General features: G+C 76.2%; 14 protein-coding genes. 5 read left to right on the forward strand and 9 right to left on the reverse strand.

Translation table 11 applies throughout. The annotated features are described in order from the left end of the window. Positions 1 to 18: 18 nt before the first annotated feature. The gene (locus tag NLX85_RS00945; RefSeq protein ID WP_254331127.1) at positions 19 to 858 is read right to left on the reverse strand and encodes a class I SAM-dependent methyltransferase; all 840 of its coding nucleotides are present in this window, start codon (positions 856 to 858) and stop codon (positions 19 to 21) included. A gap of 116 nt (positions 859 to 974) precedes the next feature. Here NLX85_RS00945 and NLX85_RS00950 point away from each other — a divergent pair, with 116 nt between their 5' ends. The 3 genes from NLX85_RS00950 (at position 975) to NLX85_RS00960 (ending at position 4,340) form a co-directional block, all read left to right on the forward strand. After that, positions 975 to 2,606, forward strand: coding sequence for an ATP-dependent DNA helicase RecQ (locus tag NLX85_RS00950; RefSeq protein ID WP_254331128.1), 1,632 nt, complete (start codon positions 975 to 977; stop codon positions 2,604 to 2,606). Between the two features lie 66 nt (positions 2,607 to 2,672). Then, positions 2,673 to 3,176, forward strand: coding sequence for a hypothetical protein (locus NLX85_RS00955; RefSeq protein WP_254331129.1), 504 nt, complete (start codon positions 2,673 to 2,675; stop codon positions 3,174 to 3,176). A 123-nt stretch (positions 3,177 to 3,299) separates the two neighbouring features. Beyond that, positions 3,300 to 4,340: a helix-turn-helix domain-containing protein gene (locus tag NLX85_RS00960; RefSeq protein WP_254331130.1), complete on the forward strand. Its 1,041-nt coding sequence runs from the start codon at positions 3,300 to 3,302 to the stop codon at positions 4,338 to 4,340. 170 nt (positions 4,341 to 4,510) lie between these two features. Here the strand turns inward: NLX85_RS00960 and NLX85_RS00965 are convergent, their stop codons facing one another. Genes NLX85_RS00965 through NLX85_RS01000 form a run of 8 tightly spaced genes read right to left on the reverse strand, consistent with a single transcriptional unit; the run spans position 4,511 to position 13,241 of the window. After that, a complete protein-coding gene (locus NLX85_RS00965) occupies positions 4,511 to 5,497 on the reverse strand; it encodes a DNA topoisomerase IB (RefSeq protein WP_254331131.1) in 987 nt (328 codons plus the stop codon). After that, complete coding sequence (locus tag NLX85_RS00970; RefSeq protein WP_254331132.1) at positions 5,481 to 6,452, reverse strand: glycosyltransferase family 9 protein; 972 nt, start codon at positions 6,450 to 6,452, stop codon at positions 5,481 to 5,483. Before NLX85_RS00970 ends, NLX85_RS00965 begins: the two co-directional genes overlap by 17 nt. Further along, complete coding sequence (locus NLX85_RS00975) at positions 6,449 to 7,156, reverse strand: SDR family oxidoreductase (protein WP_254331133.1); 708 nt, start codon at positions 7,154 to 7,156, stop codon at positions 6,449 to 6,451. Before NLX85_RS00975 ends, NLX85_RS00970 begins: the two co-directional genes overlap by 4 nt. Continuing rightward, positions 7,153 to 8,649 carry a PfkB family carbohydrate kinase gene (locus tag NLX85_RS00980; protein WP_254331134.1) on the reverse strand — a complete coding sequence of 499 codons (1,497 nt, stop codon included), beginning with the start codon at positions 8,647 to 8,649 and terminating at the stop codon, positions 7,153 to 7,155. The genes NLX85_RS00975 and NLX85_RS00980 overlap by 4 nt, the downstream gene beginning before the upstream one ends. Before the next feature lie 11 nt (positions 8,650 to 8,660). Beyond that, on the reverse strand, positions 8,661 to 9,353 hold the full coding sequence (locus NLX85_RS00985) for an SIS domain-containing protein (RefSeq protein ID WP_254331135.1): 693 nt from the start codon (positions 9,351 to 9,353) through the stop codon (positions 8,661 to 8,663). Then, positions 9,353 to 10,570 (reverse strand): glycosyltransferase, encoded by a 1,218-nt coding sequence (locus NLX85_RS00990; protein ID WP_254331136.1) that lies wholly within the window; start codon positions 10,568 to 10,570, stop codon positions 9,353 to 9,355. The genes NLX85_RS00985 and NLX85_RS00990 overlap by 1 nt, the downstream gene beginning before the upstream one ends. Further along, a complete protein-coding gene (locus NLX85_RS00995) occupies positions 10,555 to 11,529 on the reverse strand; it encodes a glycosyltransferase (protein WP_254331137.1) in 975 nt (324 codons plus the stop codon). Before NLX85_RS00995 ends, NLX85_RS00990 begins: the two co-directional genes overlap by 16 nt. Beyond that, complete coding sequence (locus NLX85_RS01000) at positions 11,526 to 13,241, reverse strand: HAD-IIIA family hydrolase (protein WP_256566106.1); 1,716 nt, start codon at positions 13,239 to 13,241, stop codon at positions 11,526 to 11,528. The genes NLX85_RS00995 and NLX85_RS01000 overlap by 4 nt, the downstream gene beginning before the upstream one ends. A 153-nt stretch (positions 13,242 to 13,394) precedes the next feature. Between NLX85_RS01000 and NLX85_RS01005 the strand changes: the two genes are divergently transcribed. After that, positions 13,395 to 13,832 (forward strand): SRPBCC family protein, encoded by a 438-nt coding sequence (locus tag NLX85_RS01005; protein WP_308210624.1) that lies wholly within the window; start codon positions 13,395 to 13,397, stop codon positions 13,830 to 13,832. Continuing rightward, on the forward strand, positions 13,829 to 14,272 hold the full coding sequence (locus tag NLX85_RS01010; protein ID WP_254331140.1) for an SDR family NAD(P)-dependent oxidoreductase: 444 nt from the start codon (positions 13,829 to 13,831) through the stop codon (positions 14,270 to 14,272). Before NLX85_RS01005 ends, NLX85_RS01010 begins: the two co-directional genes overlap by 4 nt. Positions 14,273 to 14,357 lie beyond the last annotated feature (85 nt).

Raw genomic sequence — 14,357 nt, forward strand, 5'->3', positions numbered from 1 at the left:
CTGTCGACGGCCGCCGGCTCACCCGGGCCGGCGCGCGGTCACCAGCCAGGCCGCGGTGCGCAGCCGGACGCCGTCCGGCCCCTCGTACGGCCGCACCGCCTCGGCCAGGGCGACCCGCACCCGGTCGCCGGCCGCCGGGTCGAGCGGTTCGAGCCGGTGCCGGACCGGCCCCCAGCCGGCCAGGAACGCGGCGGCGTCGGCGGCGTCCCGCCCCCAGGTGCCCGGCTCCTGCCGGGGCGCGCACTCCACGTCGACGAAACCGGCGTCGGTGAGGACGGACCGCACCACCGCGGGGTCGGCGAGGGAGAGCGGCTCGCCGACGGCCGTGCCGTCGCTGCCGGTGGGCGGCAGGTGCGCGGCGAGCGGGGCGAGCGCCGCGCCGAGGTCTCCCCGGCGGATGTCGTCGAGGCAGACGAAGGCGAGCCGCCCGCCAGGGCGCAGCGCCCGGCCGAGGTTGGCGAACGCGGTGACCGGGCCGGCGAAGAACATCACCCCGAACCGGCTCAGCGCGACGTCGAAGGCCGCCGGCGGGAAGGGGTGGACCTGGGCGTCGGCCCGGACGAAGTCCACGTTGCCCACCGCCTCGGCGGCGGCCGTTGCCCGAGCCCGGTCCAGCATCGGCGCGGAGAGGTCCACCCCGAGGGCCGTGCCGGCGCCGGAGCGGCGGGCGGCAAGGCGGGTGAGCTGGCCGGTGCCGCAGCCGACGTCGAGCACCCGGTCGCCGGGCCGGACCGCGGCGAGCAGCGGCTCGTTGAAGCCGCTGTTGATCGCGTCGTACCGCCGCTGGTGGTCGGCCCAGTGCCGGCCCTCGTAACCGTTCCAGGCCCGCTCCTGCTGGTCGTTCGGGATGGTCCGCACGGCGCCTCCTGATGAACGCTTGTTCATGAACGAGCATTCATAATGCGTGCGCGTGACGGTGACCGTCAACCCCGCCCGGTTTCGCGGGTGATCGCCAGGGGTACCTGCGGCCACTGATGAGACTGACCACGCACTCCACGACCCTGCGCCGCGCGGCCAAGAGCCTCTTCGGCTGGACCGCCCTCCGGCCCAACCAGCTGGCCGCCATGCGCGCGGTCATGAAGCGCCGCGACGCCCTGGTGGTGCTCCCCACCGGCGCCGGCAAGTCGGCGATCTACCAGATCCCGGCCAGCCTGATCCCCGGCCCCACGGTGGTCATCTCCCCGCTGCTCGCCCTCCAGCAGGACCAGATCGCCGCGCTCAACGAGCGGCAACGCCCCGAGCTGCGGGCGGTCCGGATCAGCTCCGACGAGACCGCGGCCCAGCAGGCCGGGGCGATCGAGGAGATCCGGGCGGGACGGGCCGAGTTCCTGTTCATCACCCCGGAGGCGCTGAGCAACCCGGACCGGCTCGCCGAGGTCCGCGCGCTCAAGCCGGCGCTGGTCGCCATCGACGAGGCGCACTGCATCTCCGCCTGGGGGCACGACTTCCGCCCGGACTACCTGGCGCTCGGCCACCTCATCGAGGGCATCGGCCGGCCGCCGGTCGTGGCGCTGACCGCCACCGCCTCCCCGCCGGTCCGCGACGACATCGTCGCCCGGCTGCGACTGCGCGACCCCGAGGTGGTGGTGTCCGGGCTGGACCGCCCCAACCTCTTCCTCGAGGTGGCGCACTGCCCCACCGACGACTACCGGTGGCGGCGGCTGGTCGCGCTGCTGCGCGACGACGAGCGGCCCGGCATCATCTACGTGCCGACCCGGCGGGCGGCCGAGGAACTGGCCCAGCGGCTCACCGACGCGGGCTTCCCGGCGCAGTACTACCACGGCGGGATGCCGACGAACGCCCGCAACGACCTGCACGAGGCGTTCCTCGCCGACCAGGTGCCGATCATGGTGGCCACCTCGGCGTTCGGCATGGGCATCGACAAGCCGAACATCGCCTGGGTGGTGCACATGGCGCTGCCCGACTCGCCGGACAGCTACTTCCAGGAGATCGGCCGGGCCGGCCGGGACGGCGCGCCCGCCCGGGTGCTGTTGCTCTGGCGCGCCGAGGACGTCGGCCTCCAGCGCTACTTCAGCGGCGGCCTGCCCGACGAGAAGGAACTGACCGAACTCGCCGCGCTGCTGCGCAAGCAGGCCCGGAACAAGAAGGAGCTGCGCGAGCTGACCGGGCTCGGACCGCGCAAGCTCGGCCAGTACCTGTCGCTGCTGGAGCAGGTGGGCGCCGCCGAACCCCGCGCCCGGCAGCGGATCGCCGCCCCCCGGTACGCCCCGGCGGCCGCCGAGTCCGGCCGGGCCGCGCTCGCCGAGGCGGAGCGGCAGCAGACCGTGACGCGGTCGCGCACCGACATGATGCGTGCCTTCGCGGAGACCACCGGTTGCCGGGGGCAGGCGCTGCTGGCCTACTTCGGCGAGCAGATGAGCGAGGTCTGCGGGCACTGCGACAACTGCCACGCCGGCACCAGCGTCGCCGGCGACGGCGCCGTCGGCCCGTTCCCGGTGCACAGCCAGGTACGGCACCCGGAGTGGGGCGCCGGCCTGGTGCTCAGCTACGAGGAGGACAAGATGACAGTCCTCTTCGACGAGGTGGGCTACAAGACGCTGTCCGTCCGCGTGGTGTCCGAACAGGGCCTGCTGGAGCTGGACTAGCCTGACCCGGGCACCGCGGGAGCGGTGCCCGTCGACAACGACGACCACGGCGAAAGGGGCTTGATCGTGATCGAGCAGCCGGCGTACACCGGGTTCGGTTTCTCCGACGAGGAGTGGGGGCTGCTGGTCGGTCTGCCGCAGGCGGTCCTCACCGCGGCGGCCGCGGCCGAGTCCGACGGCACCCGGCGCACCATGGCCGAGAACGCCGCCGGGCTGGAGACCATCGCCGCGGGCCGCGAGTCGGCCAGTCCGCTGGTGGCCGCCGTCGCCGGCGAGGTCGTGTCCCGGGTGGGCGACCCCGAGGCCGGCGCGGAGCTGCCGGTCATCACCCCGGACGACCCGCAGGCGATGATCGAGGACGTGCTCGGCCGGGCCGGGCAGGCGTCGGCGCTGCTGTCCGGCAAGATCGACGAGGGGCAGGCCGGCGCGTACCGGCACTGGCTCGTGGAGATCGCCGAGCAGGTGGTCGGCGCTGCCTCCACCGGCGGCATCCTGGGCCTCGGCGGGGACGTGGTGAGCGACTCGGAGCGGCGCTTCCGCGACCGGCTCGCGCACGTGCTCACCGACTGACCGGACTGTTAACAGAAAATTTCACGCCGGTCAATGACGGATATGTCACGCCCCACGAGTGCAACTCCCGGCCTCGTGGGGCGTCCTGCTTGATGAAGGGTGACCGAACCACGGGGGTCGTGCATGGATACGGAATTGCAGCGGCAGGTCTTCGACACGGAGCAGGTGCCCGCCGCCGACCGCTTCGGACTGTGGCTGGACATGCTCGCCGGCACGCCCGGGCTCATGCGGGTACGCACAGAGCACGCCGACAACTTCGTCGCGCGTTCGGAGTTCCTCGACCTGGGCCCCATGCAGCTGGTCCGCCACCGCTACCCCTCGCTGGACGGCGTCCGGAGCCGGAAACTGATCCAACGTTCCGACGCCGACTACTACGTGCTCGCGCTGACCCTCGCCGGCACCGGCATCGCGGACCAGGACGGGCAGCGCGGCGTCTGCCGCCCCGGCGACTTCACCTTCTACGACTGCGCCCGCCCGCAGGAGCTGAGCCACCACGGCAACGACGACAACCCCTCCGTCCGGTCGATCGTGGCCTTCATCCCGTACGAGGCGCTGCCCCTGCCCCCGCGCCGGCTCGCCCCGCTGTTCGCCGGCCGGATGTCCGGCACCGAGGGGATCGGTGCGCTGCTGTCGAACTACCTCATCCAGCTCACCGGCCATCCCGAGCAGTACCACGCGGCGGACGCCGAGCGGCTCGGGGGCGTCGGGCTCGACCTGATCTCCACTCTGCTGGGCCGGCACCTGGTCTCCGAGGACGCGGTGCCCACCGAGGTGCGGCGGCGGGCCCTGCTGGCCCAGGTGCGCTCGCACGTCCGCCAGCACCTCGGCGACGCCGCGCTGAGCCCGCAGTCGATCGCCGACGCGCACCACGTCTCGGTCCGGTCTCTGCACCGGCTCTTCGAGGCCGAGGAGACCACGGTCGCGGCGTACATCCGGGACGAGCGGCTGGAGCGGTGCCGCCGGGACCTCGCCGACCCGGCGCTGGGCGACCGGCCGATCCAGCTCGTCGCCGCCCGCTGGGGCTTCCGCGACAAGGCCCACTTCAGCCGGGCGTTCCGGGCCGCGTACGCGGAGACGCCCCAGGCGTACCGGGCGCGCCACCTGCAACCGGCACGGATCGTCAACACCACGGCATCCGCAATCAACTCGGAGCGGACATACTGAGTGCGGGCCGGCCGGGCGACCGGCGCGGCCCACTGGTATCGGGGGGCCGTGGCGAGGCGCCCGCGGCAGCTCAGCCGCGGGCGACCGCCCGGTAACGCCACCCACCCTCGACGGCCCGCACCGGTTTCCGGCCCCGTCGTGCTTCCCCCCAGGACTGACGGCGGGGCCGGTCAGGCCTCCTCCTCCAGCAGCACCAGGACGGCCTTCTCCACGGCCTCGCGGGGCATGTCCGGCTGCACCGGGACCAGCACCCCGTCGTGGTAGAGGTCGACCACCCGCGGGTCCACGTAGGACGTCCGGGCCACCGTGGGCGTGTTGCCAAGCAGGTCGGCGACCGAGCGCATCACCGCCGCCACCGCCCGCCGGCGGGCCGTCGTGGAGCGCTGCGGGCCGACCGTGGCCAGCTCGGCGGCGGCCAGCACGGTGGCGTGCCAGGTGCGGAAGTCCTTGGCGGTCATCTCCCCGCCGCTGGCGTCGCGCAGGTAGTCGTTGACCTCGTCGCTGCGCACGTCCCGCCAGGTCCGGCCGTCCCAGTAGCCGAACAGGCGCTCCTCGGACCGCCGCCGGCGGCGCAGGTTGGTCAGCACCCGGCACAGCTCGGGGTCCTCGATGCGGCGGACCTGCTCGATGCCGCCCTTGGCGGGGAACTCGAAGACCACGCAGCCGCCCCGCGAGCGGGCGTGCTCGGGGCGCAGGGTGGACACGCCGAAGGTGGCGTCCTCACCGGTGGCGTACTGGTCGCTGCCGACCCGGAACGTGCCCATGTCGAGCAGCCGCGCGACGGTGGCCAGGATCCGCTCCCGCCGCAGCCCGCGCAGCGCCAGGTCATGCGCGACCCGGTCGCGCAGCGCGGGCAGCCGGTGGGCCACCTCCAGCACGTGGTCGAACTTGGCCTCGTCCCGCTTCTCCCGCCACTTCGGGTGGTAGAGGTACTGCTTGCGCCCCGCCGCGTCGATCCCGGTGGCCTGGATGTGCCCGTTCGGGTACGGCGAGATCCACACGTCCCGCCAGGCCGGCGGGACGACCAGCTCCCGCAGCCGGCCCAGCTCGTCGGGGTCGCGCACCGGTTCGCCCTTCGCGTCCACGAAGAGCCAGCCCTTGCCGCGCCGCCGGCGTCCGTACCCCGGCCTGCCCGGATCACTACGCCGCAATCGCACCGGAGACCCGCACCGCCCGTTCCGCCTCGTCCACTGCGGCCACCACCTCGTCGACCTCGATGGCCGCCAATGTCGGGTGGGTTCCTACCCCACCGGAAGCGGGCCAATCGGCGTCGATACCGGCACGGTCGGTGGCCCCGAGCACCCGGTGCCGGGCGCGATCGGGCGGCGGGCCCCAGTGCGCCGCCGGCACCGGCCCGAAGAGCACCACCGAGGCGGTGCCGTAGCCGGTGGCCAGGTGGGCCACCCCGGTGTCCCCGCTGACCACCAGCCGGGCGTCGGCCACCAGCGCGGCCAGCTCGGCGAGGCCGGTGCGGCCGGCGAGCACCGCGGCCGGGGGCAGCGCGGCGTCCCGCGCCACCCGGGCGGCCAGGTCCCGCTCGTCGGTCGAGCCGGTGAGCACCACCCGGTGCCCCCGGGCCGTGAGGGTCCGGGCCAGCGCCGCGAAACGGTCGGCCGGCCAGCGCTTCGCGGGGATCTTGCTGCCGGGGTGCAACACCGTGACGCCGGCCGGCACGCCGGCCGCGGGCGGGCGGCGCAGCGCCAGGTCGCCGGGGTCGGCCGGGAGGCCGTACCAGTGCAGCAGCCGGCACCAGCGGCGCACCTCGTGCTCGTCGTCGTCCCAGGCCGGGCCGGCGAGGTGTCCGGCCTCGGCGTTGCGGTGGGCGAGCAGCCGGCCCGGCCGGGCGGCGGCGAGCATCCGGTGCGACCGCGGGCCGCGCCCGTGCAGGTTGACCGCCACCTCGGGCGGCGGCCCGGGCCACGCCGCCCGGTCGGCCAGCCCCGAGGTGGGCAGCACCCGGTCGACCACCCCGGTCAGCTCGGCCAGCGGCGCCAGCCACGCGGGCGCGGCGAGCACCAGCTCCCGGCCCGGGAGGCCGGCGCGCAGGCCCCGCAGCGCCGGGACGGCGGTGGCCAGGTCGCCGACCCCGAGCGCCCGCAGCACCAGGATCACGGGTACGAGGACTCCTGCTCGGCACAGACCACCATCTCGCGTACGGCGCAACCGGCCGGCTGGGAGAGGGCGAACATGACCGCGGCGGCGGTGTCGGCCGGCTCGTTGAGCACGGCGTCCGGGCCGGGGCGGTACCGGACGTCCCGCTCGTCGAAGAAGGCGGTGCGCATGCCGCCGGGGATGAGCAGGGTGACCCCGACGGCGCCGGCCAGCTCGGCGGCGAGCGCCCGGGTGAAGCCCACCACCCCGAACTTCGCCGCGCAGTACGCGGTCGCGTCGCTGACCGCCTTCACCCCGAGCGTGGAGGCGACGGTGACGATGCTGCCCCGGGACGCCTCCAGGAAGGGCAGCGCGGCCCGGATCACCGCGGCGGTGGCGAGCAGGTCCACCGTGACGATCCGTTCCCAGGTCTCCGCCGGCACGTCGATGAGCTTCCCCGGCACGTCCATCCCGGCCGCGGTGACCACTCCGTCCAGCCCGCCCGAGCGTTCCGCGAGGTCGCGGGTGGCCGCCTCGGCGGCCCGGGTGTCGGCCAGGTCGCACTCGACCCAGGGCACCCCGTCGGCGGGGCGCTGCCGGTCCAGCACCAGCGGACGGCCGCCGGCCCGGGCCACCGCGGCGACCACCGCCGCGCCCAGTCCGCTGGACCCGCCGGTGACCAGGACGGTGGAGCCGGTCCCGGGCGGACCGCTGCGCTCGCTCATCGTGCTCCCTTCGCCGTCGACCGGACGACCGTCTCCCCGGCCGGCTCCGCCGCCGGCACCGCCGGGCCGGGCCAGCCCGCCGTGCCCCGCCCGGCCCGGGCCGCCGCGATCATGTCGGTGGTGGAACGGCCGTCCAGGTAGGGCACGACCACCGTGTGCCCGCCCCAGCGGGCCAGGACCTCCCCCTCGGGCAGGGTCTCCGCGCCGCCGCCGCTGGCGTAGTCGCCGCCCTTGACCCAGATGTCCGGTCGCAGCCAGGACAACGCCGCGTGCGGGGTGGGCTCGTCGAAGATCAGCACCGCGTCGACGCAGCCCAGCGCGGCAAGCAGCCGCCCGCGGTCGCCCTGCGGCACGACCGGCCGCTCCGGGCCCTTCAGCCCGGCCACGCTGGCGTCGGAGTTGAGGCAGACCACCAGGCAGTCGCCGAGCTGCCGGGCCGCCTGGAGGGTCGCCACGTGCCCGGCGTGCAGCAGGTCGAAGCAGCCGCCGGTGGCCACGACCGTGCCGCCGGCCGCGCGTACCCGGGCCACCACCTCGCCGGCCGCGGCGGCGCCGATCCGGTCCCCGCCGCCGACGACCACCGCAGGGGCGGCGGTCCGGACCGGGGCGGGCAGCGCGGTGGCCACTCCCCCGACGGCGACGTACGCGGACGCCTCGGCGACCGCCTCCTGCACCGCCTCGGAGACCAGGGCGCCCCGGGCCAGGGCCAGGGTGGCCGCGGCGGCGAACCGGTCCCCGGCGCCACAGGTGTCCCCCTCGGCGGCCGGGGCGGGCACCACCAGCGGGGTGGAGCCGGCGTGGCAGAGCAGTGCGCCGTCCCCGCCCAGGGTCACCGCCACGGCGCCGGCCTGCCAGCGCCGGCGCAGCGCCTGGGCGCCCCGGGACGCGGTGACCAGCCGGGACGCGCCCGGCGGCGCCTTGGCCAGCTCGCGCGCCTCGGACTCGTTCGGGGTCGCCAGGCTCACCCCGGGCACCGCGGCCGGACCGCGCGGGTGCGGGTCCCAGACCACCGGCGCCCGGGTCGCGGCGAGCGCGGCGCGCAGTGCCGGATGCCGGGCGACGCCCCGGCCGTAGTCGCTGACCAGCACGGCGGAGGCGGTGGCGATCAGGCGCAGCACCGCCTCGCTGGGCTCGCCCGGATCGCCGGCCGACCCGCCCCGGTCGTGGCGCAGCAGCACCCGGCCGCGGGCCCGCAGCCGGATCTTCTCCGGGGTGGCCCCGGCCAGCGGCAGCGCGTACAGCTGCACACCGGCGGCGGCGAGCAGGGTGCCGAGCCGGGCCCCACCCGCGTCGTCGGCGACCGCGGTGACCAGGGCCACCTCGGCGCCCTCGGCGGCGGCGAAGACGGCGGCGAGGCCGGCGCCGCCGGGGCGGTCGACGTGCGTGGTCTCCTCGAGCACCGGCACCGGGGAGTCCGGGCAGAGCCGGTTCACCACCCCCTCGACGTCCCGGTCCAGCAGGGTGTCACCGAGCACCACCACGGGTCCCGTCATGCTCGACCTCCTCATCGGGCCTGCACCTTCCCGTCCGGGCCGTCGCCGAGCACCACCTCGACACCGGTCCGCACCGCGTCGGCCGGGGTCCGGCCGGCCGCCCGCGCGGCGAGCGCCGCGGGCAGCGCCCGGTCGACGTACTCGCAGAGCACGTGGGTGGCGACCAGGTGCAGCTCCTGCACCACCTGGCTGTCCGGCGAGTCGATGGCGAGGGTCTCCTCGCAGGACCCGGCGAGCGGGTTGGGGGCGGGGCCGGTGAAGGCCCAGCAGCGTAGGCCGGTGTCTTGTCCGGCGCGGGCGGCGGTGAGGAGGTTGGTGCTGGTGCCGCTGGTGGACATGAGCAGGAGGATGTCGTCGGGTCGGCCGTGGGCGCGGACCTGGCGGGCGAAGACCTCGTCGTAGCCGTAGTCGTTGCCGATGGCGGTGAGGGCGGAGGTTTCGGCGTGCAGGGCGATGGCGGAGAGGGGTTCGCGGTCGTCGCGGAGTTTGCCGACGAGTTCGGCGGTGAGGTGCTGGGCCTCGGCGGCGCTGCCACCGTTGCCGGCAACCAGCAGCCGCCCGCCGGTGGCCAGCCGGTGCGCCAGCTCCCCGCCCCAGCGGGCCAGCAGCTGCTCCGCGTCGCGCAGCGGCAGCAGCGCGGCGGCCAGTCGGGTCAGGTGGTCCTCCAGCACCGTCCCCCCGACGGCCGGCGTGGGGGCCGCCATCAGGCGACCACCCGGGTGGGCCGGCGCACGGTGGCCACCTCGGCGTACAGCTCCGCGAGCCGGTCGGCCGTGGTGGACCAGGAGTAGCGGGTGCGGGCCCGTTCCAGGGCCGCGGTGGCGTAGGCGAACCGGCGGATCCGGTCGCCGAGCAGCCCGCGGATCGCCGCGCCGAGGGCCGCCGGGTCGCGGGCCGGCACCAGGTCACCGGTCCGGCCGGGCACCACCGTGTCCCGGAGCCCGCCGACGGCGGTGCCGATCACCGGTACGCCGCACGCCATCGCCTCCAGCGGGGTCAGCCCGAACGGCTCGTACCAGGGTGCGGCGACCAGCACGTCGGCCGACCGGTACCAGCGCCCCATCTCCTCCCGGGGCACCGCCCCGATCAGCTTCACCCGGTCGGCGATCCCGCAGGACTCGGCGAGCGCCCGCAGCCGCAGCGCGTACGGGTCGGTCTCCAGCAGCCCGGCGGGCGGGCCGCCGACCACCACGCACTCGGCGTCCGGCACCAGCGCGGTGGCCCGGATGACGTCCTGGAAGCCCTTGCGCTCGACCAGCCGGCCGACGGTGAGGATCCGGGGCCGGGCGCCGTCCCGGTCGGCGACCGGGCCCAGCGGCGCGAAGGTGGACAGGTTCACCCCGGACGGCACCACGGTCATCCGGGACCGGGGCACCCCCATCCGGACCAGCTCGGCGACCTCGTCCTGGCACTGGGCGACCACCCGGTCGACCGAGCGGCCCAGCCGGCGCTCGTGCGCGACCCGGCCCGGCGGGCTGGTGTCCTGCGCGCCCTGGTGGCGGCGCTTGACCGTGCCCAGCGCGTGGTACGTCTGCACCACCGGCACCCCGGTGCGCCGCCCGGCGGCCAGCCCGGCCAGCCCGCTCATCCAGAAGTGCGCGTGCACCACCTCGGGCTGCCAGTCGCCGGCGCGCCAGCGGTCGGCCAGCCACTCCCCGAACGCCGGCATGTACGGCAGCAGGTCGTCCTTGGCCACCGGCTCGGCCGGTCCGGCGGGCACGTGCACCACGTCGTACCCGTCCGGGGCGCGGACCGTCACGGGCAGGTCCACGGCGTCGAGCCGGGTGTGGACCCGGACGTCGTGACCGGCGGCCACGAGCGCGGCGGAGAGCTCCGCGACATGCGTGTTCTGGCCGCCGGCGTCCTCCCCGCCGAGAACGGCGAGCGGGCTGGCGTGCTCCGAGATCATCGCGATGCGCATACTTCCTCCTCCAGCAACCGGTCCCAGTCGGCGAGGAATCGCTCCAGGCCGTAGCGGTTCCGGGCGGCGGTCCGGGCCGCGGCGCCCGCCCGGCGGGCCGCCGCCGGGTCGTCCAGCAGGCCCCGGGCCGCCTCGACGAGCACGTCGACCCGGGTGGAGAGGGCCCCGGCGGACGGCGGCACGGCCTCCACGGCCTCGGTGGTGGCCAGCGCCACGACCGGCATGCCCATGGTCATGGCCTCGACGAGGCTCAGCCCGAGGGAGGTCCACCGGCACAGGTGCAGGTACGCCCGCCGCTTCGCCAGCTCGGCGTGCATGGCGTGCTGCGGCACGTCGTCGTGGCTGGTGAGCCGGTCCGGCGGCAGGCCCAGGTGCTCGGCGAGCCCGGCCACCCTCATGCCGTACACGTCGAGCGGGGCGAGGTCGGCGAAGCGGGCCAGCAGGTCGGTGCCGGTGACCCGCCAGCGGCGGATCGGCTCGTTGATGACGACGGCGAGGCGGTCCAGCTCGCCGGTCCACTCGACGGCCGGGGCGACCACCCCGTGCTCGACCACCGCCGTGCGGGTGCCGCCGTTGTCCCAGAACAGCTCGTTGAATCCGGTGACGTGGGTGAGCAGCAGGTCGTCCCGGTCGGCCATGGGGTGCCGGTTGTTCGGCACGTCGCCCTTGGGGGTGTTGTGCTCGACGTAGATCGCCGGCAGGTCCCGGCCCACCCGGCGGCCCAGCCACTCGCAGGCCAGGTCGAACTCCTCGGGCCGCTGGAGCAGCACCACGTCCACGTCGGCCCGGCGCAGCTCCGCCGGGGTCACCTCGACGGCGCTGTCCGGCCACGGGTAGGTCCGCGCCCGGCCCAGCCCGTACGCGCCCCGGTCCGGGGTGACGGGCACCAGGTAGCGGTGCTTGCCGTGCACGAACGACGTGGTCCAGGAGCCGTGCACGTGCCACACCAGGACGTTCATCCGACCACCCCGCCCGGGACGGTGAGCAGCGGCTCCGGCGCGTCGGCGGGCACTCCGAGCAGCCGCAGCGCCTCCAGCACCCGGCCCGGCTCGACGGCGGACAGGCAGGGATGGCCGGGGACCGGGCAGCGCACGGCCCGGGTGTCCCGGCAGGCCGCCCCGGCGTCGCCGAGCCGCACGGTGGGCACCCGGTAGGGCCCCCACTGCCCGAACGGGACGGTCGGGGCGAAGAGGCTGACCACCGGCACGCCGAGCGCGGCCGCCAGGTGCGCCGGCCCGGTGTTGCCGACCACGAGCGCGCCGGCCCGGGCGACCACCGCCGCCAGCTCGCCGAGGCCGGTACGCCCGCCCAGGTCGAGGCCGCCGGCGGCGGCCACCTGCGCGGTCAGCTCCCGCTCGTCGGGCCCGCCCGTGACCACCACCCGGTAGCCGGCGGCGCTGAGCACCCGGACGATGCGGGTGGCCAGCTCGAACGGGCAGGCCCGGGTCTCCACCGAGGAGCCCGGGTGCAGCACCACGTAGCCCGGCTCGCCGGCGGCGGCCGGGGCGGGCGGCAGCCGGTCGGCGCGCAGCCGCAGCCCCGGCTCGTCCCCGGCGGGCAGGGCGAAGCCGGCCGCGGCGGCCAGCGACAGCGCCCGCTCCGGCTCGGGCACCCCGACCGGCACCCGGTGCCGGACGTCCAGCAGGGCGCCGGGGTAGTCGTCGCTTATCGCGCTGATCCGGGGGACGCCGGCCATCCGCAGCAGCAGAGCGAGGGGCAGCGCCGACTGGTGGAAGGAGGTGAAGACGACCGCCTCGTCCGCACCGACGGCGGCGAGCCGGTCCACCAGGGTGCGCATCCCGGCCGGGTCGACCGGCGGGGCGGGGGCGTCGATCCAGGGCAGCGGCCACTCGATGATCTCGTCGACGCCGGGCAGCAGCTCCGCGGCCGCCCGGCCGCGTGGCCCGCAGAGCAGCACCACCCGTTCCGCCCCGGCCGCCACCGCGCGGATGCCGGGGCCGGTGACCAACACGTCGCCGGCCGCGTCGCTGCGCGCCACCAGCACCGTGCCCCCCCGGGGCGCCGGCTCGGGCGGGGCCACGAGCCGCATCCGGCCGAGGATGGTGCCCACCGCGTCCGGCAGGTCGGCGGCGACGCTCGGCGCGGCGGCCACCTCGGCCGCCCGCGTGGCCGGGGTGGGTACCAGGATCCCGGCGGCGCCGGCCGCCGCGGCGGCGGCCATGTCGGCGCCGATGTCGCCGACCAGCACACAGCGGGTCGGCGTGGTCCCGAGCGCCCGGGCCGCGGCGTGCACCAGCCCGGGGGCCGGCTTGCGGCAGGCGCAGCGGTCCGGCTCGCCGTGCGGGCAGATCTGCCAGCTGTCGAAGGGCCCCAGCAGCTCCTCCACCCGCGCGTTGACCCGGCGCAGGTCGTCGGCCGTGAAGCAGCCCCGGGCCAGGCCGGACTGGTTGCTCACCACCGCCAGGCGCAGCCCGGCCGCGCGCAGCCGGTCCAGCGCCTCCCGGGCGCCGGGAAGCGGCCGGACCTTTTCCGGGTCGCCGTTGTAGGGCACGTCCTCGACGAGCGTGCCGTCCCGGTCCAGCAGCACCGCGTCGTACAGGCCGGACGGGAACCGGTCAGCACCCGGGTCAACCCGGGCTGACCTGCACTGATCCCGCTCGTGGTCCCGTCGCACGGGCGGCGGGTTCCCGACCCCCCGGGGAGTAAACATCAACTTCGGCGGAGCCGCCTCCGCCGGTGCCGCACGGCCGGTCCGCACCCTGCTCCCGCCGGCCCGGTCCGGCGTTACCCGCCACCGCGGAGAAGCTAACCCGGCCGCCGTTAGCGGCGGTCGGGGCGGGGGTATGGGATTGGGGTGGCGATTGTGGAGAAAGTGATCGACGCGCCCCCGCAACAGGTCTTCGACGTGCTCGCCGACGGGTGGACGTACAGCGACTGGGTGGTGGGCACGGTGCACGTCCGCCAGGTGGACGACACCTGGCCCCGGGTGGGCAGCCGGCTGCACCACAAGGCCGGCCCGTGGCCGTTCTCCCTCCAGGACACCTCGACCGTGCTGGAGTGCGACGCCCCGCACAAGTTCGTGGTACGGGCCGGGCTGTGGCCGGCCGGCGAGGCGATCGTGGTGTTCCGCCTGGAGCCCCTGGACGGCGGCCGGACCCGGGTCACCATCGGCGAGGACTTCGCCGCCGGTCCGCTGCGCTGGGTGCGGAACAAGCTCAACGACCTGGTGCTGCACCAGCGGAACAAGGAGACGTTGCGCCGGCTCTCCGACATCGCCACCCGGCAGAAGGCGGACCGGTGACCCAGCGGGTGGTGATCACCGGAGCCAGCGCGGGCGTCGGGCGCGCGGTGGCCCGGGCGTACGCGGCGCGCGGCGCGCGGCTGGCCCTGCTGGCCCGGGGCGCCGCCGGGCTGGCCGCCGCCGAGCGGGACTGCCGCCGGCTCGGCGCCGCCGAGGTGCGCACCTACCAGGTGGACGTGGCCGACGCCGGCGCGGTGCTGGCCCGGGACGGTTACGACAGCCAGCAGACCGACACGCCGATCGACCCGGCGACCTGGCGGGACAACCTGGACCGGCCGGGCGACGACGAGCGGGACCGGGGCGCCGAGGGGGTGTTCACCGACCGGGCCCGCCGACACTCGGCGGCACTGTGGGTGAGCGCGCACAAGCCGGCCGTGTCCGCGCTGACGCTCGGCGGACTGCTGCTGGCCACCGGCGGGCTGGCCCGCAGGCTACGCTGACCGCCCGCCCCGGCGGACGGTCAGAATCCTCCGGGCGGGCGTCTGTGCGGACCGCACGGAGAGGACTGGCTACCCTCTCAGGTGA

It is taken from the genome of Micromonospora sp. A3M-1-15, assembly GCF_024213425.1.
GTDB lineage: Bacteria > Actinomycetota > Actinomycetes > Mycobacteriales > Micromonosporaceae > Micromonospora > Micromonospora chersina.